This window comes from Novosphingobium sp. (assembly GCF_027486195.1).
GTDB lineage: Bacteria > Pseudomonadota > Alphaproteobacteria > Sphingomonadales > Sphingomonadaceae > Novosphingobium.
The window spans coordinates 91,154-113,988 of record NZ_JAIXPP010000093.1; the positions used below are offsets into that span (position 1 = coordinate 91,154).

Sequence of the window (22,835 nt, forward strand, 5' to 3'; positions counted from 1 at the left end):
GAGGTCGTATGGTCAAGATCGTTCGCGCCAAATCGGGGTCCGCAGCCACGCCGCGCGGCGGCAAGGGCTCCCCCGAGCTCGCGCCCGATGCCGAGTCATCCGCCCAAAGTGCGGGTGCGGCTGGTTCGAAGCAGGACTACGGCGGGGCCAAGGTCGTCCAGCTCGATGCCGACGACAAGGCCCGGCTCGGTATCAAGTACGCGCCGTTCAAGGTCGAGATCGCCGACGTCGATGTCGTACTCGTCTTCACCGATGGTTCGCGCATCATCATCCCGGGCATGGCGCTGGCCGCGTTCTCCGGCCGCAAGCCGGTCATTCTCTTTGCCGACAAGGAGTTTTCGGCGGACGAGACCGTCGGCATGGTCGGCGAGATCAATCCGCAGAGCCCCAGCCTCGACCTCCACCTCAGCAGCGCCGATGCGGCCAAGCCGGTCGAGACACCCAAGGAGCCCACCGGCGCGGTGCAGCCCGAAGATGCGGCGCAGGCCCAGGCCGAGGCCGCCGCGAAAGAGCAGAAGCAGCACAAGTCCGATCTGACAGGCAAGGCGCTGACCGAGAAGATCAGCGATTCCCTGCCGCAGAGCCCTGCTTCGCCCGGTGTCATGTCCGCCCGGTCGGTTGAACCGGCACCCGGCGACGCCCTTGGCCCCGCCGGCATCGGCAAGCTCGTGCCCAAGCTCACGTTCGAGTTGTTCAATTCCGAAGGCGTCACCCGCAGCACCGAAAACGGCGAGACGGTGATCAAGGGCGATACCGGCGGCCCCGGCTCGTCGAAGGATTCCGCCTTTGCGGCCCAGTCCGCGCCGGAAAGCATCGACGGCACTTCGGGCAACGATGTGCTCTATGCCGATGATCCCGCAAAAGCGCCGCAGGGCAACAGCCTGCGCGTGCTGCACGTTGTTGCCGAAGTGCCCGCAAAGGGCCTCGATCTGCTGCAAGTGCTGATCCCCTCGCTGCCGGCGGGCTACGGCATCGTCAACGGCACGCTTACCGACAAGGGCTGGCTCGTCTCGATCGATCAGGGCAGGATCGAGAAGCTGACGACCACGACCGACGCTGCGGGCAAGGTCGTGCCGGTCCCCGCCAGCCAGTCGCACTTCGCGTTCGATCTGGAGTTGACCTACAAGCTTCCTCCGACCGCCGCACAGGCCGCCGGCAACGGCTTCAAGGACGAGTTCTTCTTCCCCGTGCTGCTCGGCCTTTCTGCCGATGGCAAGACCTCGACGTATTCGGTCTCGGTCTCCACGCCCTTCGGTATCAAGGACGTGACCGATCAGGCCGGGATGACGGTGAAGGATCCCGTCACCGGCGATCCGATCCAGGTCCTGTTCGCCAACCCTCCCGGCACGAACATCTCTGCGGGCGCAGGCGACGATCACATTCACGCCGGGGCAGGGGCGGACAAGATCGACGGCGGGACCGGCACCGATGTGGTCGACTATCGCCTCTCAGGCGAAGGCGTCGATGCGAACCTGGCCACCGGCACGGGCAAGGGCGGCGCGGCCGAAGGCGACAGCTACGTCAGTGTCGAAGGTCTCGCCGGCTCCGATTTCAACGACCGGCTGACCGGTGATGCTGGTGACAACACGCTGATCGGCGGCAGGGGTGCCGACGTGCTCGATGGCGGCGCGGGCCGCGATACGGCTGACTATACCCACGCGCTAGATGGCGCGCCCGCAGGCACAACCGGCATCGAAGTGTTCCTTGATGGCAGCCCTTCGCGCGGGGGGGAGGCCGAAGGCGACACGCTCGTCAGCATCGAGCACGTGATCGCAACGGGCCGAGGCGATGTGATCCATGGCGGCGACGCGGACGAATGGATCGAGGCGGGAGCGGGCGACGACCGCCTGACCGGCAGCGCCGGCGCAGACCGCTTCGATGGCGGTGCGGGAACCGATACGCTCGACTATAGCGGCTCCGCCACGGCGGTCGAGGCCCGCCTCGATGGCGCTGCGGGCAAGGGCGGCGATGCAGAGGGCGATAGCGCCACCGGTGTCGAAAACCTGGTCGGCTCCGCCTTCGATGATACGCTTACCGGCGATGGCGGCGGCAACGTGATCACCGGCGGCGCAGGTGCGGACCGGATCGACGGCGCGGGCGGGATCGACACGGTCGATTTCAGCGCCAGTGCGGTCGCCGTCGAAGTCTATCTCGATGGCCGGGCCAGCAACGGCGGCGATGCCGAGGGCGATACTTACGCCAATATCGAGTTCCTCAAGGGCAGCGCCTTCAACGATCGCCTCGTCGGCAGAAGGGGCGATGAAACCCTCTCGGGCGGGGCGGGCGATGATGTGCTCGAAGGCGGTTTCGGTGCGGATACGCTCGATGGCGGCGCGGGCTTCGATATCGCGAGCTATGCCGGTTCCGGCGTCGCCGTGCAGGTCGCGCTCGATGGCTCGCTGCGCGATGGCGGCGATGCGGTCGGCGATGTTTTTACCAGCATCGAGGGCCTCGAAGGCTCAGCCTTTGGCGACAGGCTGGGCGGCTCGGCCGGCAGCGATCTGCTGCGCGGCCTGGCCGGGGACGACGTGCTTGCCGGTCTCGGCGGGGCGGACACCATCGATGGCGGCGAAGGCTTCGACACCGCAGACTACAGCGCCTCGCGCTTGGGGGTGACCGTGCGGCTCGATGGCACGGCCTCCGAAGGCGGCGATGCCGATGGCGACCGGCTTATCGGCATCGAAAGGGTGATCGGCAGCGCGCGCGACGATAGCCTGATCGGCGCGGGCGCGGACGAAACGCTCGTCGGCGGCGAAGGCAACGACATCCTCACCGGCGGCGCGGGGGCGGATACGCTGATCGGCGGCGACGGCATCGATACGGCGGACTATGCGGGCTCCGGCACCGGCGTCACCGTCACGCTCGATGGCGCACCGGGACTGGGCGGCGATGCTGCCGGCGATGTGCTGCGCGGGATCGAGACACTCGGCGGCTCCGCCTTCGCCGACCGCCTGGGCGGCGATGCGGGCAGCAACACGCTGATGGGCAAGGGGGGCGACGATACGCTCACCGGCGATCTGGGAGCGGACACGCTGATCGGCGGCGACGGCTTCGATACTGCGGACTATTCCTCCGCTGGCGGCGCGGTCATCGTGCGGCTCGATGGCAATGCCTCGTCCGGCGATATTGCCGGGGGTGACCGGCTCTCCGGTATCGAGCGCCTCGTGGGCGGCGCTTATGCCGATACCCTGATCGGTGACAGCGGCGACAACACCCTCGAAGGCGGCGCGGGCGACGATACCCTGCGCGGCGGCCTCGGCGCGGATGCCCTCATCGGCGGTACTGGCGCTGATACTGCCGACTACAGCGATTCGGCTACTGCGGTTCAGGTCGATCTCGCCGCAAACGCGGGTGCCGGTGGCAGCGCTGCGGGCGATACCTTCAGCCGGATCGAGAACCTCTCCGGCTCGAACTACGCCGATCGCCTCGTCGGCGATGCTGCGGCCAACCGCCTCTCTGGCGGGGGCGGTGATGATATCCTCAGCGGCGGCGGCGGGGCGGACCTGCTGCAGGGCGGCGAAGGCTTCGATACTGCGGACTACAGCGCCTCGGGCGAAGCCGTCACCGTCGCGCTCGATGGCTCGTCGGGCAGCGGCGGCGATGCTGCGGGTGACCAGCTTGAAGGCATTGAGGCGCTTACCGGCTCGGCCTTTGCCGATCGCCTTTCCGGCAACGACAGCGCCAACACGCTCAGCGGCGGTGCGGGCGATGATGTCCTCGCCGGCCTCGGCGGGGCGGACCGGCTGATCGGCGGCACCGGGTTCGATACCGCAGACTACAGCCAGAGCGCGACCGGCGTGGTCGTCGGCACCGATGGCTCGGTCGGTATTGGCGGCGATGCGCAGGGCGATACGCTCAGCGGGGTCGAGCGCGTGCTGGGTTCCGGCTTCGACGACCGCCTCACCGGCGGTGCGGGCGCCGATACACTCGATGGCGGCGCGGGCAACGACCGGCTCGACGGCGGCGCGGGTGCCGATACGCTGATCGGCGGACTCGGCATCGATCTGGCCGACTACGCGCGCTCTGGCGCGGGTGTGAACGCCGGTCTCGACGGCGGCGCCAACACCGGCAGCGATGCCGAGGGTGACACCTACCGCGGGATCGAAGGCTTCTCCGGCTCGGCCTTCGGCGATAGTCTGCGCGGTTCCCTCGATGCCGATATTCTGCTCGGCCAGGGCGGCAACGACATTCTTTACGGCAGCGCCGGGGCCGATGTGCTCGATGGCGGCGCGGGTGCGGACGTCGCCGATTACAGCGCCAGCAGCGCTGGTGTGCGCATCGATCTCTCGCTCGGCAGTGCCAGTGGCGGCGATGCCGAGGGCGATACGCTCACCGGCATCGAAGGCCTGATCGGCACGCAGTTTGCCGATACGCTCGGCGGGTCGGCGGGGAACGATACGCTGATCGGCGCGGCTGGTGACGACGTGATCGAAGGGCGCGGCGGGGCAGACGTGCTGGATGGCGGCACCGGCATCGATACCGCGAGCTACGAGAACAGCCGCAGCGGCGTGACCCTGACGCTCGACGGCTCGGCGGGCAAAGGCGGCGATGCCGAAGGCGATTCGGTCACCGGTTTCGAACGCATCCTCGGTTCTGCCTACAACGACACCATCACCGGCGTGGGCGCCGCGGAGATTCTCGAAGGCGGCGGCGGGGATGATCGCCTCTCCGGCGCAGGCGGCGATGATACGTTGATCGGCGATGCGGGCGACGACATCCTCAATGGCGGCGCGGGGGCGGACACGCTCGATGGCGGCACAGGCTTTGATACGGCGGACTACCGCGCTTCATCCGCCGCGGTCACCGTCGATCTCGGCGCGGGCAGCGGCACGGGCGGCGATGCTGAAGGCGACCGGCTGTCAGGCATCGAAAGCGTGCTCGGCTCGGGCTTCGATGATCGGCTGACTGGCGGCGCTGCGGCGGAACGGCTGAGCGGCGGCGATGGCAACGATGTGCTGAGCGGCGCGGCTGGCGACGATACCCTGCTCGGCGGCGTGGGCGATGATGTGCTCGACGGCGGCACCGGCGCGGATGCCATCGATGGCGGCGCCGGGTACGACCGCGCCGACTACAGCCTCTCCGGCGCGGGCGTCTCCGTCTATCTCGATGGCACCACCGGCTTCGGCGGCACGGCCACTGGCGATACGCTCGCGGGCATCGAGGAAGTCACCGGCAGCGGTCATGACGACCGGCTGACCGGCGCGGGCGCAGACGAAACCCTGCGCGGCGGCGGCGGCAACGATGTGCTCACCGGGCGCGGCGGTGCGGACGTGCTCGATGGCGGCGCGGGCATCGATACCGCCGACTACAGCACCTCGGCTGTCGGCGTGACGGTCGATCTCGCCCTCGGCACCGGCACGGGCGGCGATGCCGAAGGCGATACGCTGATTTCGATCGAGCAGCTGGTCGGCTCATCCGGCGCGGACAGGCTTTCCGGCGCAGCCAGTGACGACACCATCGCGGGCGGCGCCGGTGACGATGTCCTTTCCGGCGGTGGCGGGGCGGACGTGCTCCTTGGCGGCGCGGGCAACGATAGCCTTGATGGCGGCGCGGGCGCGGACACGCTCGACGGCGGCATCGGGCTCGATACGGTCGATTATTCGGCTTCCAGCGAGGGCATCGTGGCCGGGCTGGGCGGCAGCATCGGCATCGGCGGCGATGCGCAGGGCGATACCTTGAGCGGGATCGAGCGCCTCGTCGGCTCGGCCTTTGGCGATCGCCTGCTCGGCAGCCTCAACGACGATGCGCTCGATGGCGGCGCGGGTGACGACATCCTTGTCGGCGGCGATGGCAACGACGACCTGCGCGGGGGCGCCGGGGACGATGTGCTCGATGGCGGAGCCGGCGCAGACCGCATCGATGGCGGCGACGGGATCGACACCGTTAGCTACGGCAGTTCCGCCCAGGCCGTCACCGTCCGGCTGGATGGCACGATCAGCAGCGGCGGCGATGCCGAAGGCGATCAGCTCATCGGCATCGAGAACCTCAGCGGCTCGGCCTATGACGATACGCTGATCGGCGATGCGGCGGCCGAGACCATTGCGGGCGGCGCGGGCGACGATGTGATTGTGGGCGGCGCAGATGACGACCGCCTGCTCGGGGGTAGCGGCGACGACGTGCTCACCGGCGGGCTCGGTGCGGATCTCATCGTCGGCGGATCGGGCATCAACACGGCCAGCTATGCCGATGCGGCTTCGGGCGTCGCCATCGATCTTTCCGGCGCGGCGGGCAGCGGGGGCGAGGCCGCCGGCGATATGCTCAGCGATATCCAGCGGCTCGTCGGTTCGGCCTTTGCCGATACGCTCGGCGGCGGAGCGGGTAGCGAGACGATCCTTGGCGGCGCGGGCGATGATACCTTGCAGGGTAGTGCCGGTGCCGACGTGCTCGATGGCGGCAGCGGCACCGACCTGGCGGACTACAGCGCCAGCGACGGCGCCGTTACCGTCGCGCTCGATGGTTCGATCGGCGTGGGCGGCGAAGCAGCGGGCGATCAGCTCGTCAGCATCGAAGGCGTGATCGGCTCTTCGCTAGACGACCGCCTGACCGGCAACAGCGAGGCCAACCTGCTCGATGGCGGGGCCGGCAACGATGTGCTGGTGGGCGGCGGCGGCGATGATACGCTGCGCGGCGGCGCGGGCAACGATCTCCTCGATGGCGGCGCGGGTTCAGACCTCATCGATGGCGGTGACGGGTCCGACACTGTCGACTATTCGGGTTCGAGCTCGGGCGTTTCCGTCTCGGTCGATGGCTCTGTTTCCACCGGCGGCGCGGCGGAAGGCGACCGCCTGCTCCGTATCGAGAACCTTGTCGGCTCGGCCTTTGCCGATACCCTGCGCGGCACCGCAGCGGATGACAGCCTCGTTGGCGGCGCGGGCGACGACGTACTCACCGGGCGCGGCGGCGCGGACGAACTTGTCGGCGGAACCGGTTTCGATACGGCGGACTACAGCGATGCCGCATCCGGGGTTGCGGTCTCGCTCGCCACCGGGCGCGGCACCCTGGGCGATGCGGCGGGCGACCGGCTCGACAGCATCGAACGCCTTGTCGGTTCGGCCTTCGCCGACCAGCTCACCGGCTCATCCCAGGCCGATACCCTCGAAGGCGGAGCGGGAGACGACGCGATCGACGGCGGCGCCGGGGCCGATTTGATCGACGGCGGGCTTGGGCATGATACGGTCGATTATTCGGCCTCGCTGGTGGGCGTCAACGTCACGCTTGCCGGCGGCGCCAGCGCTGGCGGCCTTGCCGAAGGCGATTTGCTGACCGGCATCGAGGAAGTGCTTGGCTCGGCCGATGGCGACATCATCACCGGCGGCGCGGCGGACGAAACGCTGCGCGGCGGCGGCGGGGACGATACCTTGCGCGGCGGCGCAGGTGCAGACGTGCTCGATGGCGGCGCAGGCACCGATACGGCGGACTACTCGCGCGCGGCGGCAGGCGTCGCGCTCGGCCTCGCCACCGGGGGCACCGGCGGTGAGGCGGCGGGCGACAGCTTCATCTCCATCGAGATCGTCGAGGGCAGCGAGTTTGCCGATACCATCGCGGGCGCGGCGGCCGATGATGAGCTGCGCGGGCGCGCCGGAGACGACCTGCTCGATGGCGGGGCCGGGGCCGATCTGCTCGATGGCGGCACCGGCAACGATGTGCTGCGCGGCGGTGCGGGGGCGGACATGCTGCTCGGCGGCGCAGGTTCTGATACCGCCGACTACTCGACGTCTTCCGCCGGGATCGCGATCAACCTCGATGGCTCGCTCTCGGCCGGCGGCGATGCGCAGGGCGATACGCTGTCCTCGATCGAGAATGCGATCGGTTCGGCGTTCGACGATACGATCACCGGCACCTCGCAGGGCGAAGTGCTCGATGGCGGCGCGGGCACCGATGTGCTTTCCGGCCAGGGCGGCAGCGATACGCTGCGCGGCGGCGCGGGCGATGACATCCTCACCGGCGGCGTCGGGGCGGACCTGCTCGATGGCGGCACCGGCTTCGATACCGCGAGCTATGCCGATTCGGCTGCGGGCGTCATCGTCCGGCTCGATGGTGGTCCTGCTAGCGGCGGCGATGCCGAAGGCGATGTGCTCACCGGTATCGAAGGCGTGATCGGCTCGGCGCAGAACGACACGATCATCGGCGGCGGGGCGGACGACCGGCTGGATGGCGGGGCGGGTGACGACATCCTCACCGGCGGCGCGGGCAACGATATCCTGCTGGGCGGCGGCGGCGATGACGTGCTCACCGGCGGGCTCGGGGCCGATGTGATCGACGGCGGCACGGGCGACAATACCGCCAGCTACGCCGGGGCAGCGAACGGCGTCGCGGTCGATCTCTCGGGCGCGGCGGGCACCGGCGGCGAGGCCACTGGCGATGTCCTCACTGGCATATCGCGCCTGATCGGCTCGGCCTTCGCCGACCAGCTCGGCGGCGGCAGCGGCGCGGAGACGATCCTCGGCGGCGCGGGCGACGATAACCTGCTTGGCAGCACCGGCAACGACCTGCTCGATGGCGGCAGCGGCTTCGACACCGTGAGCTACGCCGGATCGGGCGCGGCGGTCACCGCCTATCTCGATGGCCGCGCCGGCAGCGGCGGCGACGGCGCGGGCGATGTCCTGCTCGGCATCGAGGGCCTGATCGGTTCCGCCTTCGATGATACGCTTGACGGCAGCGACAATGCCGACCGGATCGAGGGTGGTGCCGGCAACGACACGATCCTCGGCGGCGGCGGCAACGACTTGCTGCTGGGCGGCGCGGGCAATGATCACATCGTGGGCGGCGACGGCGCCGATGCGATCGACGGCGGGCTCGGCAGCGACACTGCGAGTTATGCCAATTCGACCAGCGCCGTCACCGTCGCGCTCGATGGCACTGTCGGCAGCGGCGGCGCGGCGGGCGATACGCTGACGAGCATCGAAGTCCTGATCGGCTCCGGCTTCGACGACCGGCTCGGCGGCGGCGCGGGCAGCGAGACTATCCGTGCGGGCGATGGCGATGATAGTCTGGTCGGCAGCCTCGGTGCCGATGCGCTGGTGGGTGGCGATGGCACCGACACCGCCGACTATTCAGGCTCCACCGGCGCGATCAATACCGGGCTCGACGGGCGCACCGGCAGCGGCGGCTTTGCCGAGGGAGACGTCCTTTCGGGCATCGAACGGCTCGTCGGCTCGGGCTTCGGCGATATCCTTGCGGGCGGTATCGGGAGCGAGACGCTGGGCGGCGGCGGCGGGGACGACACGCTCACCGGCTCGATCGGCGCAGATGCGCTGATCGGCGGCACGGGCTTTGACACGGCGGACTATTCGGCATCGGCCAGCGGGGTCACCATAGCCACCGATGGCAGCGTGGGCAGCAGCGGCGATGCGGCGGGCGATACGCTCGCCGGGATCGAGCGCGTGGTGGGCTCGGCGTTTGCCGATACACTCGGCGGCAGCGCGGGCGCGGATGCCTTGGAAGGCGGTGCGGGCAATGATGTGCTCTCCGGCGGGGCGGGCAATGATACCCTGCTCGGCGGGAGCGGAGACGATACGATCACCGGCGGCAGCGGCGCGGACGTGATCGACGGCGGCAGCGGGTTCGACCGGCTGAGCTATGCGGCGTCCGGCGCGGCGATCTGGCTCGATCTTCCCAGCGGGCTTGGCTCCGGCGGCGATGCGGCGGGCGATCAGGTCAGCGGGATCGAGCAGGTCGAAGGTTCCGACTTCGACGATACCATCACCGGCAGCGGGGCGGACGAGGTTCTGTCCGGCGGCGCGGGGAACGATACGCTGTCCGGCGGCGCGGGCAGCGATGCCCTGTCCGGCGGCCTCGGCAACGATGTGCTCAGCGGCGGTGCCGGGGCCGATGCGCTCGATGGCGGCAGCGGTTTCGATACGGCCGACTACAGCGCCAGCACGGCGGCAGTGCAGATCACACTCGATGGTTCGACCGCGACGGGCGGTGATGCCGAGGGCGACAGCCTGACCGGGATCGAGCGCGTCGTCGGTTCGGCCTTTGGTGATACCATCCTCGGCGGCTCTGCCGCGGAGACGCTGGAAGGCGGCGGTGGAGGCGACACGCTTTCGGGTGGCGGCGGCGGCGATACCCTGCTCGGCGGTGCGGGCGACGACTTGCTGCGCGGCGGCGGGGGCGCAGACGTGCTGTCCGGCGGCGAGGGGTTCGATACGGCCGATTACGGCGCGTCTGATGCTGCGGTGCAGGTCGTGCTCGATGGCTCACCGGCGCAGGGCGGCGACGCCGCAGGCGATGTGCTCACCGGGATTGAGCGCGTCAACGGCTCGGCGTTCGATGATGCTCTGACCGGCAGCGAAGGTGCGGATACGCTGTCTGGCGGGGCGGGTGACGATAGGCTTGTCGGTCTGGGCGGCGACGACACGCTGCTGGGCGGATCGGGTGACGACACGCTTGAGGGCGGTGCCGGGGCCGATCGCATCGATGGCGGCACCGGCTTCGACACCGTGACCTATGCGGCGTCATCCGCAGGCGTCACCGCTTCGCTGGGCGGCACGGTCGGCACCGGCGATGATGCGGCGGGCGATACGATCACGAATGTCGAAGTGCTCCAGGGGTCGGCTTTTGCCGATACGCTGACCGGCCGCAGCGGTGCGGATACGCTGCTGGGCGATGCGGGCGATGATACGCTCGTCGGCACCGCAGGCTCCGATACGCTCGATGGCGGTGATGGCTTCGATACGGCCGATTATTCTGCTTCTGCCGCAGGGGTCGCAGTCAATCTCGATGGCACGGCGTCCGCAGGGGGCGATGCGGCGGGCGACAGCCTCACCGCGATCGAGCGCGTGGTCGGCTCGGCCCAGGCCGATACTTTGCGCGGCGCGGACGGCAACGATACGCTTGAAGGCGGCGGCGGCAACGATACCCTGCTCGGCGGCGCAGGTGCAGACACGCTGCTCGGGCAGGCGGGCGATGATATGCTCGTCGGCGGGCTTGGTGCCGATGTGCTTGATGGCGGGCTGGGCACCGATACGGTGGACTATTCGGCTTCGGCCTCGGGCGTGAATGCCGGTCTCGATGGCGGGGCCAACGCGGGCGGCGATGCGGCGGGCGATACGATTGCCAATGCCGAAGTGCTCATCGGCACGGCTTTCAGCGACACGCTGCGCGGCGGGACTGGCGCAGAGACGCTGCTTGGCGGCACGGGCGACGATATCCTCAAGGCGAGCGCCGGGGCCGATGTGCTGGACGGCGGCACCGGCTTCGACATGGCCGATTATGCGGCCAGCAGCGCCGGGGTTACCGTCAATCTCGCCACCGGCAGCGGTATGGGCGGCGATGCGCAGGGCGATACGCTGATCGGCATCGAGCGGGTCGCCGGCTCGGCGCAGGCCGACCGGCTCACCGGTTCCGGCAATGCCGACGTGCTCGAGGGCGGCGGCGGCAACGATACGCTGACGGGCGGTGCGGGCAGCGATGTCCTCGATGGCGGCGCAGGCACCGACACGGCGGACTATTCGGGCTCGATCCAGGCCGTGCGCGTCGCGCTGGATGGCAGCGTGGGCACGGGCGGCGATGCCGAAGGCGATACGCTGATCGGCATCGAGATCGTGATCGGCTCGGCGCAAGGCGATACGCTGATCGGCGCCGATGCGGACGAGACGCTGCAAGGCGGTGCGGGCGACGATGCGCTCGTCGGAGGCGGCGGGGCCGATGCGCTCGTGGGCGGCGATGGCATTGATACGGCAGACTATTCCGCCGCCGCCGCGCGTGTCGCCGTCGCGCTCGATGGCAGCGCCGGTACGGCGGGCGATGCCACTGGCGATACGCTCACGACGATCGAGCGGCTGATCGGCTCCTCCTTCGACGATACGCTGGGCGGATCGGCGGGCGATGACATAATCCTCGGTGGCGCCGGGGCCGATACGATCAGCGGCGATGCTGGGAATGATACGCTCTCCGGGGGTGCGGGCGATGATACGCTGATCGGCGGCGCGGGGGCCGATGCCATGGACGGTGGCATCGGCTTCGATACCGCGAGCTACGCCGCCTCCGCCAGCGCGGTCACCGTCACGCTCGGCGGCGCGGCAGGCAGCCGCGGCGATGCGGCGGGCGATACGCTCGTCAGTATCGAGCAACTGATCGGCTCGGCCTTCGACGACCGCCTCACCGGTTCTGCCGCGAACGAGACCTTGCGGGCCGGCGCCGGCAATGACGTCGTGAGCGGCGGCGATGGTGACGACCAGCTGTTCGGCGATGCGGGCGACGATACGCTCGTCGGCGGCACCGGCGCAGATGCGCTCGATGGCGGCGCCGGCTTCGATACCGTGTCCTACGCCACATCGCTCGGTGCGGTCACGATCAACCTCGATGGCAGCGCTTCGGGCGGCGGCGATGCGGACGGCGATGCGATCACCAATGTCGAGCGGGTCATCGGCTCGGACTTCAACGATGTGTTCAATGGCTCCGCCACTGCCGATCAGATCGAAGGCGGCGCGGGCGATGACGTGTTCAATGCAAGCGCCGGGGCCGATGTGCTCACCGGTGGCGGCGGGTTCGATACCGCCGATTACAGCGCAAGCAGCGCCGGCATCACCGTGCGCATGGATGGCACGGCCTCGGCGGGCGGGCTCGCCGAAGGTGATGTGCTGGCGGGCATCGAGAAGGTTATCGGTACGGCCCTTGCCGATACCGTGACAGGCTCCGCCGCAGCCGACACGATCCTTGGGCAGGACGGCAACGATACGCTGTCCGGCGGCGCGGGGGCAGACACTCTGCTCGGCGGTACCGGCGATGATATCCTGATCGGCGGTGCCGGTGCCGACGTGCTCGATGGCGGTGCAGGCTTCGATACCGCCGACTATTCCGGCGCGACCTCCGCCGTCGCCGCGCGCATGGACCGCGTTACCGGCACGCTTGGCGATGGCCTCGGCGATGTCCTTGACGGCATCGAACGTCTGGTCGGTTCGGCCCTCGCCGATAGCCTGCTGGGCTCGGCAGACGCCGATGCCATCGAGGGCGGCGCGGGTGACGACCTGATCCAGGGCGCGGCGGGCGATGATGCGCTGCTGGGCGGTAGCGGCAACGATGTGATCGAAGGCGGCCTTGGTGCAGACCGCATCGACGGCGGCGCCGACACCGATATCGCGGACTACGCGAAATCCGCAGCAGGCGTCACGGTCGCCAGCGATGGCAGCGCGGGCAGTGGCGGCGATGCGGCGGGCGATGTGCTCACCGGCATCGAGACCATCCGCGGCTCGGCCTTTGCCGATACGCTTGGCGGCAGTGCAGGCGCGGATACGCTGTTCGGCCAGTTGGGCGACGATGTGCTCGCCGGGCTCGGCGGGGCGGACGTCCTCACTGGCGGCGAAGGCTTCGATACCGCCGATTACTCGGCCTCGGCCAGCGCGGTTGTCGTCGATCTTGGCGCGGGCACCGGCAGCGCGGGCGATGCGGCGGGCGATCTGCTCAGCGGGATCGAGCGCGTGGTCGGCTCGGCGCTGGCCGACAGCCTGACCGGCTCCGGCAATGCCGACACTCTCGAAGGTGGCAGCGGCGATGATCAGCTGAACGGCGGCGCCGGGGCAGACACGCTGCTGGGCAGCGCGGGCAACGATACGCTGATCGGCGGCAGCGGCGGTGACATTCTCGACGGCGGCGACGGTTTCGATACTGCAGACTATAGCGCCAACACGCAGGGTATCTCGGTCTACAACAATGGCGTGGATCAGGGCTCTGGCGGCGCGGCAACTGGCGATCTGCTGATCGGCATCGAACGTGTGCTCGGCTCCGCATTCGCCGATACCCTCGTGGGCGGCACGGCGGATGAAACGCTTGTCGGCAACGATGGCAACGATGTGATCGAAGGCGGGTCCGGCGCCGATGTGATCGATGGCGGCGCGGGCTTTGATACCGCATCCTATGCCCATGCCGCAGCAGCGGTCACTGTCAGCATCGGGGCTGGCGGGGCCAGCGGAAGTGGCAGCGCGGGCGAAGCGGCGGGCGATGTCCTCATCGGCATCGATCGGCTGGTCGGATCGGACCATGCCGATACGCTGATCGGCGGCGCGGCGGTCGATACCCTCGAAGGTGGGGAGGGCGATGACACGCTCGTCGCGGGCGCGGGCATCGATACCATGATCGGCGGGAGCGGCAACGATACGGCCGACTATTCGGGCGCGGGCGGCGGGATCGCCATCGCGCTCGACGGCAGCGCCGGCATCGGCGATATCGCTGCGGGCGATCGGCTCACCGAGATCGAAGGCGTGCTCGGCTCGGCCTTTGCCGATACGATCACAGGCGCTTTCTCCAACGATACGCTGAGCGGCGGCGGAGGTGACGATACCCTCTCCGGCGGCAACGGGGCCGACCGGATCCTTGGCGGCGCGGGCAACGATCTCCTTTCGGGCGACGGCGGTGCCGACGTGCTCGATGGCGGCACGGGCATCGATACCGTGAGCTACGCAGGTTCGGTCGGCGCGGTCATTGTCGATCTTGCCGCGGGCACCGCGACCGGCGGCGATGCGGCGGGGGATACCTTCATCGCAATCGAGCGCTTCACCGGCTCGCGCGGCGGCGATACCTTCGTCGGCGCGGGCGGGGACGACTGGTTCGACGGCTTCGACGGCAACGACACGCTGTCCGGCGGCGGCGGCAACGATACGCTGCTCGGCGGGATCGGGGATGATACCATCGCGGGCGGTGCCGGGGCCGATACCATTGACGGCGGGGCAGGCTTCGATACGGCCGATTATTCCGCCTCCGCCGCTGGGGTCACGATCCAAACCGGCGGGACATCGAGCGGCGGCGATGCCGAAGGCGATACGCTGGCCAATATCGAGCGCGTCACCGGCTCGGCCTTTGCCGATCGCTTCGAGGGCCGCAGCGCGGACGAGGCATTCGTCGGCGGCGCGGGTGATGATGTGTTCGTCGCCTCGGGCGGGGCGGACATCTATCGCGGCGATGCCGGCAATGACGCGGCCGATTATTCCGCGTCCACCAGCAGCGGCATGGTCATCTACATGGATGGCGGCTTCGGCGCGATCGGCGATGCGGCAGGCGACCGCCTGTTCGATATCGAAACGGTCATCGGCTCGGCGCAAAACGACACGATCTACGCCGGCGCCTCCGGCTCGACCATCCAGGCAGGTGGCGGCAATGACACGCTGATCGGCGCAGACGGGGCGGACCTGCTCGACGGTGGTGCGGGCGACGACACCATCATCACCGGGCTCGGCGCCGATCAGGTCACCGGCGGGCTCGGCACCGACATTGCCGACTACCGCAACTCGAATGCTGCGGTCACCGTCGCCAACAACGGCTCGGCAGGTGTTGGCGGCTGGGCGGCGGGGGATGTCCTCTCCGGTATCGAGGTGATCTACGGCTCGGCCAACTATGGCGATACGCTGCGCGGTGGCACCACCGCGGCATCCGCTCTCTACGGCTGGGGCGGCAACGATACCTTCGTCTCGTTCAGCCAGGCCGATGCCATCGACGGCGGTACCGGCGCCGACGCCGTCGACTATTCGGCCAGCCTAGCAGGCGTGACTGTTCGCCTTGATGGCACCGCCTCGAGCGGCGGCGATGCGGAAGGCGATACAGTCATCGGCGTCGAGCGGGTGATCGGCTCGGTCCTCGCCGATACGCTGATCGGCGCCGGCTTCAACGAGACGCTGCTGGGCGGTGATGGCGACGATACTCTGATTGGCGGCGCCGGAGCGGATACGCTCGATGGCGGGGCGGGCTTCGATACGGCGGACTATTCCTCCGCCGGGGGCGTGGTCGCACGCATGGATGGTACGCCGGGCAGTGCGGGCGAGGCCAACGGCGATGTCCTGATCGGCATCGAGCGGGTGATCGGTTCGGCGCTGGCCGACGTGATCTACGGTTCGGCAGGTGCCGATACCATCCTCGGCGGCGGCGGGGACGACGTACTCGCCCCCGGCCTCGGCGCAGATTCGCTGGATGGCGGTGCCGGGACCGATATGGTGGATTACGCCAGCTCGGCCAGCGCGCTCACCGTCAACCTGAGCGATGCCTCGCTCTCCACCGGGCTCGCCCAGGGCGATACTTACGCCAATATCGAAGTCTGGTCGCTCTCCGCGTTCAATGACACTTTCATCGGCTCGGCCGGGGCCGAAACCGTCTACGGAAACGATGGCAACGATACGCTCGATGCCGGCGAGGGGAACGATAGCCTCTATGGCGGCAACGGCAATGATACGTTGACCGGCGGTGTGGGCGCCGATTCTATCGACGGCGGCGCCGGGATCGACACGGTCGATTACTCGGCCTCCGTGGCGGGCATCACCATCAATCTCGGCACTGGCACAAACAACACCGGCGGCGATGCCGAAGGCGATTTCTTTGAGCCCGGCACGATAGAGAACGCGATCGGCTCAGCCAATGACGATACGATTGTCGGCACCACCGGCGCGAACAACCTCAAGGGCGGAGCCGGGAACGATGTGATCCTCGGCGGCGCCGGCGCCGATGTCATGGACGGCGGCGCGGGCATCGATACCGTGAGCTATCTTGGTGCGACTGTCGCCGTCACCGTCAGTCTCCAGTCCGGCTCCGGCAGCGGCGGCGATGCGGCAGGCGATACGCTGACGGGTTTCGAAAACATCCAGGGCGGCAACGCCGCCGACAGGCTTACCGGCGATGGCAATGCCAACACGATCTGGGGCAGCTTCGGCGCCGACATCATCCAAGGCGGCGCCGGGAACGACACGCTCTTCGGCGACGACGGGGACGACACGGTCGAAGGCGGAGCCGGGGCCGACGTCATGGACGGCGGGTCTGGGACCAACACGCTGAGCTACGCATCGGCCGGATCGGCCGTGGCATTCAACCTCGGGGCCGGGACCGGCACACTCGGCGATGCCCTTGGCGATACGTTCACAAGCTTCGTCCATGCCATCGGCTCCGGCTTCAACGACACTATTGTCGGCAATCTCGCCCAGAATAATATCCGCGGCGGCAATGGCGATGATCTGATCGACGGCGCTGCCGCCAACGACGTGCTGTTCGGCGATGCGGGCAATGACACGTTTCTCGGCGGCGCCGGCACCGATTCCATGGATGGCGGCGCGGGGACCGATACGGTCGACTATTCCGCGGCAAGCGTTGCCGTGATCGCCGACCTCACCGCCGCAATCGGCTCGGCAGGCGATGCTCTGGGCGACGTCTACGTCAGTATCGAGAACCTCACCGGCACGGCCTTTGGCGACACGCTCTACGGCAACAGCAGCAACAATGTGCTGACCGGCGGTGATGGCGATGATGCCCTGATCGGGCTTGCCGGCAACGACACCATCCTTGGCGGCAACGGCAACGATCGCATCTCGGGCGGTACCGGGGCCGATGTGCTGGACGGCGGCGCGGGCACCAATACGCTGTTTTACGGCACCAACCCCCTCAACCCGGAAAGCGTCTCGGTCACCACCGGCGTTACCATCAATCTCGACGGCGTCACGCTCGGCGTGGGCGGGGATGCCGCTGGCGATACCTACAAGAACTTCCAGTTCATCTATCTCACCAACCAGAACGACAGCGTGACCGGCACGGCCGCCGCTGAATGGTTCCGCGGCCTTGGCGGGGCAGATGCGATCAACGGCGGCGGCGGCATCGATACAGCGAGTTATTACGGTTCGACCTTGGGGGTCACTGTAGGGCTCGATGGCAGCGCCGGCAGCAGCGGCGAAGCGCAGGGCGATGTCCTCACCAATGTCGAGATCCTGCAAGGCACCGCCTTCGACGACACGCTTTGGGGCAGCAGCGGCAACGACACGCTTTACGGCATGGAAGGCAACGACACCTTGCGCGGCGATGCCGGCAGCGATGCGCTCGATGGCGGCAACGGGTCAGACACCGTCAGCTATGCCGCTTCGACATCGAGCGTGGTCGCCAGCCTCCTTGCCGGCAGCGGCAGCGCGGGCGATGCAGCGGGCGATAGCTACGTCAGCATCGAGAACCTCACCGGCTCGAACAGCAGCGACACGCTTTATGGTGATGCCAACGCCAACACGCTGATGGGCGGCAGCGGCGATGATTTCCTGCGCGGCGGCGGCGGCGCAGACGCGCTCAACGGCGGCTCGGGTTTCGATACCGCCGACTATTCGGATTCGACCGCGGCGGTCTCGGTCTACCTCGATGGCACTTCGGCCAATGGCGGCTTTGCCCAGGGCGATGTGCTTACCTCGATCGAGGCGCTCGTCGGCTCGGCCTTTGGCGATATCCTCATCGGCTCGAACTCCAACGAGACCATCAGCGGCGGCAATGGCGACGATTTCATCAACGGCGGGACCGGCGCCGACACCATCGATGGCGGCGCAGACACCGATACCTTCACGTATGCCAATTCGGCCGGCGGCGTGACCGCCTATCTCGATGGCACCGCCGGCGTGGCTAACGAGGCTACCGGCGATCGCATCACCGACGTCGAGATCCTCGTCGGCTCCGCCTTCGACGATGCGCTGTGGGGCACCTCGGGCGCCGATACCCTGCAGGGCGGCAACGGCAACGATGTGCTGGTCGGCGGCGCGGGCGCGGATGTCCTCGATGGCGGCGCGGGGGCCGACAGCGCCTCCTTTGCCAATTCCGCCGCCGCGATCACCGCCAGCTTCGCCACCGGCAGCCTCGTCGTCACCGCCGCCGATGCGGTGGGCGACAGCTACATCTCGATCGAGGGCGTGGTCGGCTCCGCCTTCGGCGATACCCTGCGCGGCGGCAGCGCCGCCGAACTGCTCGACGGCGGCCTCGGCGATGACATGATCTTTGGCAGCGCGGGGGCAGACACGATCACCGGCGGCGGCGGGTTCGACACGATCGACTACTCCGCCTCGAGCGCTGCGATCACCGCGCGGCTCGATGGCACGGCCTCCAGCGGCGGCGATGCTGCGGGGGACATTCTCTCCGGCATCGAGCAAGTCATCGGCACCGCGCTCGCCGATACCTTCCTCGGCACTGGCGCCGATGAGACCTTCCGCGCCGGCGGCGGGGATGACACGCTGACCGGCGGCGCCGGCAGCGACACGCTCTACGGCGAAGCGGGCGACGATCTGCTGAACGGCGGCCTCGGCAGCGATGTGCTCGATGGCGGCACTGGCACCGATACGGCGACTTATGCCAATTCGGCGCTCGGCCTTGCTGCCAACCTCGCAGACACCTCGTTCAACACCAATGAAGCTGCGGGTGATACGTATGCCAGCATCGAAAACCTCATCGGCTCGGCCTTCAACGATCGCCTTACTGGCCATGGCGGGGCCAACGTGCTCGATGGCGGCGCGGGCAATGATCGCCTCGTGGGCGGCGCGGGCGCGGATAGCCTGATCGGCGGCACTGGCACTGATATCGCCGATTATGCCCAGTCGGGCAGCGCCGTTGCGCTTTCGCTCGGTGGCGGAGGGGCGGGTACCGGCACCGGCAGCGCGGGCGATGCCGCAGGCGATACTTTGTCCGGCATCGAAAGCGTGATCGGCTCCGGCTTTGGTGACAGCTTCACGCTCACGCTCGGTGCGGGCTTCGCGGTCGATGGCGGCGCGGGCAGCGATACGGTCGCGCTTGCCACCAATGCCGGTTCGGTCACCTCGGCGCAGCTGGCCAGCGTGCTCAGCCGGGTCGAGACGATCGATTTCACCGCGAGCGGCACAAACGCCAGCCTCACGGTCGATGCCAGCTTCATCCAGACCGTGGCGGGGGCCGGCAATGCCTCGCACCTCACGGTCGATTTCAATGCGGGCGATACGCTGCAGATCGCCAACGGCGCGTTCTACACCCAGAGCGGGAATGACTACACGTTCTACAGCGACAGCAATCAGACGACGACCGTGGCGCAGCTCTCAGTGATCTGAGGGGCCGGGCCATCCGTTTTCCGCAAGGGTGACTTGCGCGGCGCGCGGCTGGTGGCCGGGCGCAGCAGCGGTACAACGGGGCCGACGCCGCTAGAAGGTTCCGCCCCGATGTCCGATATCTCAGACCCCACCGATCACGCCTTCTCGCCCTCGGTCAAGGCCGCGCAGATCCGCAAGGGCTCGCGCCACCACTATGCCGGGATGATCATGGCCGACCGCATCGATGCCCGCCTTGCCGCCTTCGTCGCCGATGTGCGCAGCTTCTATCTCGGCACCGCCAGCGCCGATGGCCAGCCCTATATCCAGCATCGCGGCGGGCCGAAGGGTTTCCTCAAGGTGCTCGACGACCAGCGCCTCGCCTTCGCCGACTATCGCGGCAACCGGCAGTACATCACCACCGGCAACGCGGCGGAAAACGGCAAGGCCTTCATCTTCCTGATGGACTACGCCAATCGCCGCCGCATCAAGGTCTGGGGCGAACTCGCGGTGATCGAGGGCGATGCCGATCTCAACGAAGCGCTCGCCATGCCCGGCTATCGCGGCGTTCCCGAACAGGCGATGGTCTTCACGATCACCGCGTGGGACATCAATTGCCCCCAGCACATTCCCCAGCTTCTTCCCGCTGAAGACGTGGCCGAAGCGCTCGCGGCACGCGACGCGCGGATCGCCGCGCTCGAAGCACAACTCGCCGCCCTTTCAAAAAATGGAACGTAGTGTTGCAGTTTATCCCCCTACCGAAGCCACATCCGCATTCCTACATAGAGTAAGCAGCCGCCGGTTCCCCCCTCCCTTCCCGGCGGCCACCAGCGCTCTGGCGGCACATCCCTGGCCGCACAGAGCCCCAGCACCCGGGCGGGTCTCATCCCCCCGCACTCCCGCCCGGGTGCCACCCTTTCCCCGATTGTCCCGCTCCCCCAGCCTCACGAAAGGCCCGTCATGTCGCGTCCGCCGCTCCCGCCCTTCACCGCCGAAACCGCCGCGCAGAAGGTGCGCCTCGCCGAAGATGCGTGGAACACCCGCGATCCCCAGCGCGTCGCGCTCGCCTATACCGAGGACACCGAGTGGCGGAACCGCGCCGAGTTCGTGCAGGGCCGCGCTGCGGTCGAAGCCCTGCTCACCCGCAAGTGGGCGCGCGAGCTCGACTACCGCCTCGTCAAGGAACTCTGGGCGCATGATGGCAACCGCATCGCGGTGCGCTTCGCCTATGAATACCACGACGACAGCGGCCAGTGGTTTCGTGCCTACGGTAACGAGAACTGGGAGTTCGACGAACACGGCCTCATGCGCCGCCGCATCGCCAGCATCAACGAGCATCCCATCCGCGCCGACGAGCGCAAGCTCGATTGGCCGCTCAGCCGCCGCCCCGACAATTACCCCAGCCTCACCGCGCTGGGCTTCTGAAAGCCAGACCGATGAAACCCGCCCGCACCCGCCTGCCCGTCCTGCACCTCTGCTTCGAACGCCTCAGCGCCAAGCCGGAATGGCTGGAAAGCTGGCTGCTCGGCTGGGCCCTCCTCCTCGCCTGGGGCGCGTTCGCGTTCCTCGTCATCCCCGCAAGCCTCACCGCAACCGCCGCGCAGACGGTGTTCTTCGCGGGCCTCTTCCCGTGGATATTGCTGCCGGTCGTGGCGGCCTCCGGCTCGAAGCCCTGCGGGAAGGGCTAGGCGCTAATAACCTTACGCCCATCCTTTCCCGTCACCCCGTGCTTGACACGGGGTCAGGCTGCTCTTCCGGCGCAGCGCCGAAAAAGAAAAGCCAAGGCCCGGATCAAGTCCGGGCCGACGATTTCATGTGACGTCATCCTGTTCTGGGCGGTGCAGGCAAGTTCGGCGGATGGCGAAGCGACCGAGATTGGGTGGTTAGGCGATGGTCCGCTTTTGGCCCGACTTAGGGCTTAACCGCCGCCACTTCCTCCCGAACCACGCGCCAGCAAAGCCAAAAGACGCGCTCAGGCCAGCAAAAGTCATCATGGCCGACCATCCGCCGCCGTCAGACATAACGGATTGCCAGGAGGTCAGCAGCGTCGTTCGCCCGGAAGGATATGCAAAACAATCGAAGAAGTCGCCGTTCCAATAGGAGAGCACGAACCGGTCTGTCGCCGCCGGGTGGAATGAGGTTTCTTGGGCACACCCTACGCGAAAGACATTGCCCGACTGATCTCCGTCGATGCCGATGGACGCGGCGACGTCCGACCTTCCTTCTGTCGCAGCCCAGCGCCGCATGGCATCGTCCGGAGGGTTTGTTCCAATTCTTGCACGAAAGCTGTTTGCGAAGATTGCGGCTGACTTCAAATCAGCGAGCGCGATTTGATGAGCTTCAACGCTGCGCTGAGCAGTGAAAGGAACGGATGCCGCAATTAAGGCGAAGCCCAGCGCTAAGGCCACCGCCAACAAAGACGCTGTTGCAGAAACGATTTTCGCCACGAGTACATGATAGCCAATCATGCGGCGGTGGCAACGGGACCGGCTGCTTGATGGGCTTCGACCAGCTCCTTACGACCGACATTGGGCGCCAACGGTCGTTCGAACTTGTCTACCCGGTCTGTCTTCCCGCGCCAGCATCATGCCTGAAGCGCACCTCACCTCGTCATTGCGAGCGTAGCGAAGCAATCCAGAGCGCAATGCACATCGGCTCTGGATTGCTTCGCTACGCTCGCAATGACGAGGCGGAAGAAACGGCGACACGAATTCCCTAAACCGCACAAGCCCCCGACCGGATCAAAAACCGCTGCTCCCGCCCGTTATCAAGGCTGAACATCCCCCCGCGCCCGGGCACCGCATCAAGCAGCAGGTCCACCGCCTCGCCCGCCGCGCTCCACGCTTCGAACTGGCGCACGCCGATAAAGAACGGCGCCTCGCCCACCTGCCCCAGCAGCACGTCGCTTTCGCCCACGCGAAATTCGCCCGCCGGGTAGCACATGGGGGAGGAGCCATCGCAGCACCCGCCCGATTGGTGAAACAGCACCGGCCCATGCTCGGCGATGATCTCGCCAAGCAGGGCCAGCGCCGCCGGGGTGGCTGCAACCCTGTGCAACTTTGGGTG

6 protein-coding genes are annotated in these 22,835 nt (G+C 68.2%); 4 read left to right on the forward strand and 2 right to left on the reverse strand.

The features are described 5' to 3' along the window. Window positions 1–8: 8 nt before the first annotated feature. From Q0071_RS17195 to Q0071_RS17210, 4 genes are all read left to right on the forward strand, one after another. Window positions 9–19,793, forward strand: a complete 19,785-nt coding sequence (locus Q0071_RS17195; RefSeq protein ID WP_298172312.1) for a hypothetical protein — start codon at window positions 9–11, stop codon at window positions 19,791–19,793. Window positions 19,794–19,901: 108 nt separating this feature from the next. Beyond that, the gene (locus Q0071_RS17200; protein WP_298172315.1) at window positions 19,902–20,507 is read left to right on the forward strand and encodes a pyridoxamine 5'-phosphate oxidase family protein; all 606 of its coding nucleotides are present in this window, start codon (window positions 19,902–19,904) and stop codon (window positions 20,505–20,507) included. A 222-nt stretch (window positions 20,508–20,729) separates the two neighbouring features. Continuing rightward, entirely contained in the window at window positions 20,730–21,194 is a 465-nt protein-coding gene (locus Q0071_RS17205; protein ID WP_298172318.1) for a nuclear transport factor 2 family protein, read from the forward strand. 11 nt (window positions 21,195–21,205) lie between these two features. Beyond that, window positions 21,206–21,457, forward strand: coding sequence for a hypothetical protein (locus Q0071_RS17210; protein WP_298172320.1), 252 nt, complete (start codon window positions 21,206–21,208; stop codon window positions 21,455–21,457). Between the two features lie 195 nt (window positions 21,458–21,652). Here Q0071_RS17210 and Q0071_RS17215 read toward each other — a convergent pair whose 3' ends face one another. Both Q0071_RS17215 and Q0071_RS17220 read right to left on the reverse strand, forming a co-directional pair. Next, on the reverse strand, window positions 21,653–22,237 hold the full coding sequence (locus Q0071_RS17215) for a hypothetical protein (protein WP_298172323.1): 585 nt from the start codon (window positions 22,235–22,237) through the stop codon (window positions 21,653–21,655). Window positions 22,238–22,484: 247 nt separating this feature from the next. Further along, window positions 22,485–22,826: a DUF779 domain-containing protein gene (locus Q0071_RS17220; protein WP_298172326.1), complete on the reverse strand. Its 342-nt coding sequence runs from the start codon at window positions 22,824–22,826 to the stop codon at window positions 22,485–22,487. Window positions 22,827–22,835: the final 9 nt, after the last annotated feature.

What these genes read in the sequence shown, in the direction of transcription:
- Q0071_RS17200 (WP_298172315.1), top strand. Translation starts at nt 19,902, where the DNA reads ATGTCCGATATCTCAGACCCCACCGATCACGCCTTCTCGCCCTCGGTC.
- Q0071_RS17205 (WP_298172318.1), top strand. Translation starts at nt 20,730, where the DNA reads ATGTCGCGTCCGCCGCTCCCGCCCTTCACCGCCGAAACCGCCGCGCAG.
- Q0071_RS17195 (WP_298172312.1), top strand. Translation starts at nt 9, where the DNA reads ATGGTCAAGATCGTTCGCGCCAAATCGGGGTCCGCAGCCACGCCGCGC.
- Q0071_RS17210 (WP_298172320.1), top strand. Translation starts at nt 21,206, where the DNA reads ATGAAACCCGCCCGCACCCGCCTGCCCGTCCTGCACCTCTGCTTCGAA.
- Q0071_RS17215 (WP_298172323.1), bottom strand. Translation starts at nt 22,237, where the DNA reads ATGATTGGCTATCATGTACTCGTGGCGAAAATCGTTTCTGCAACAGCG.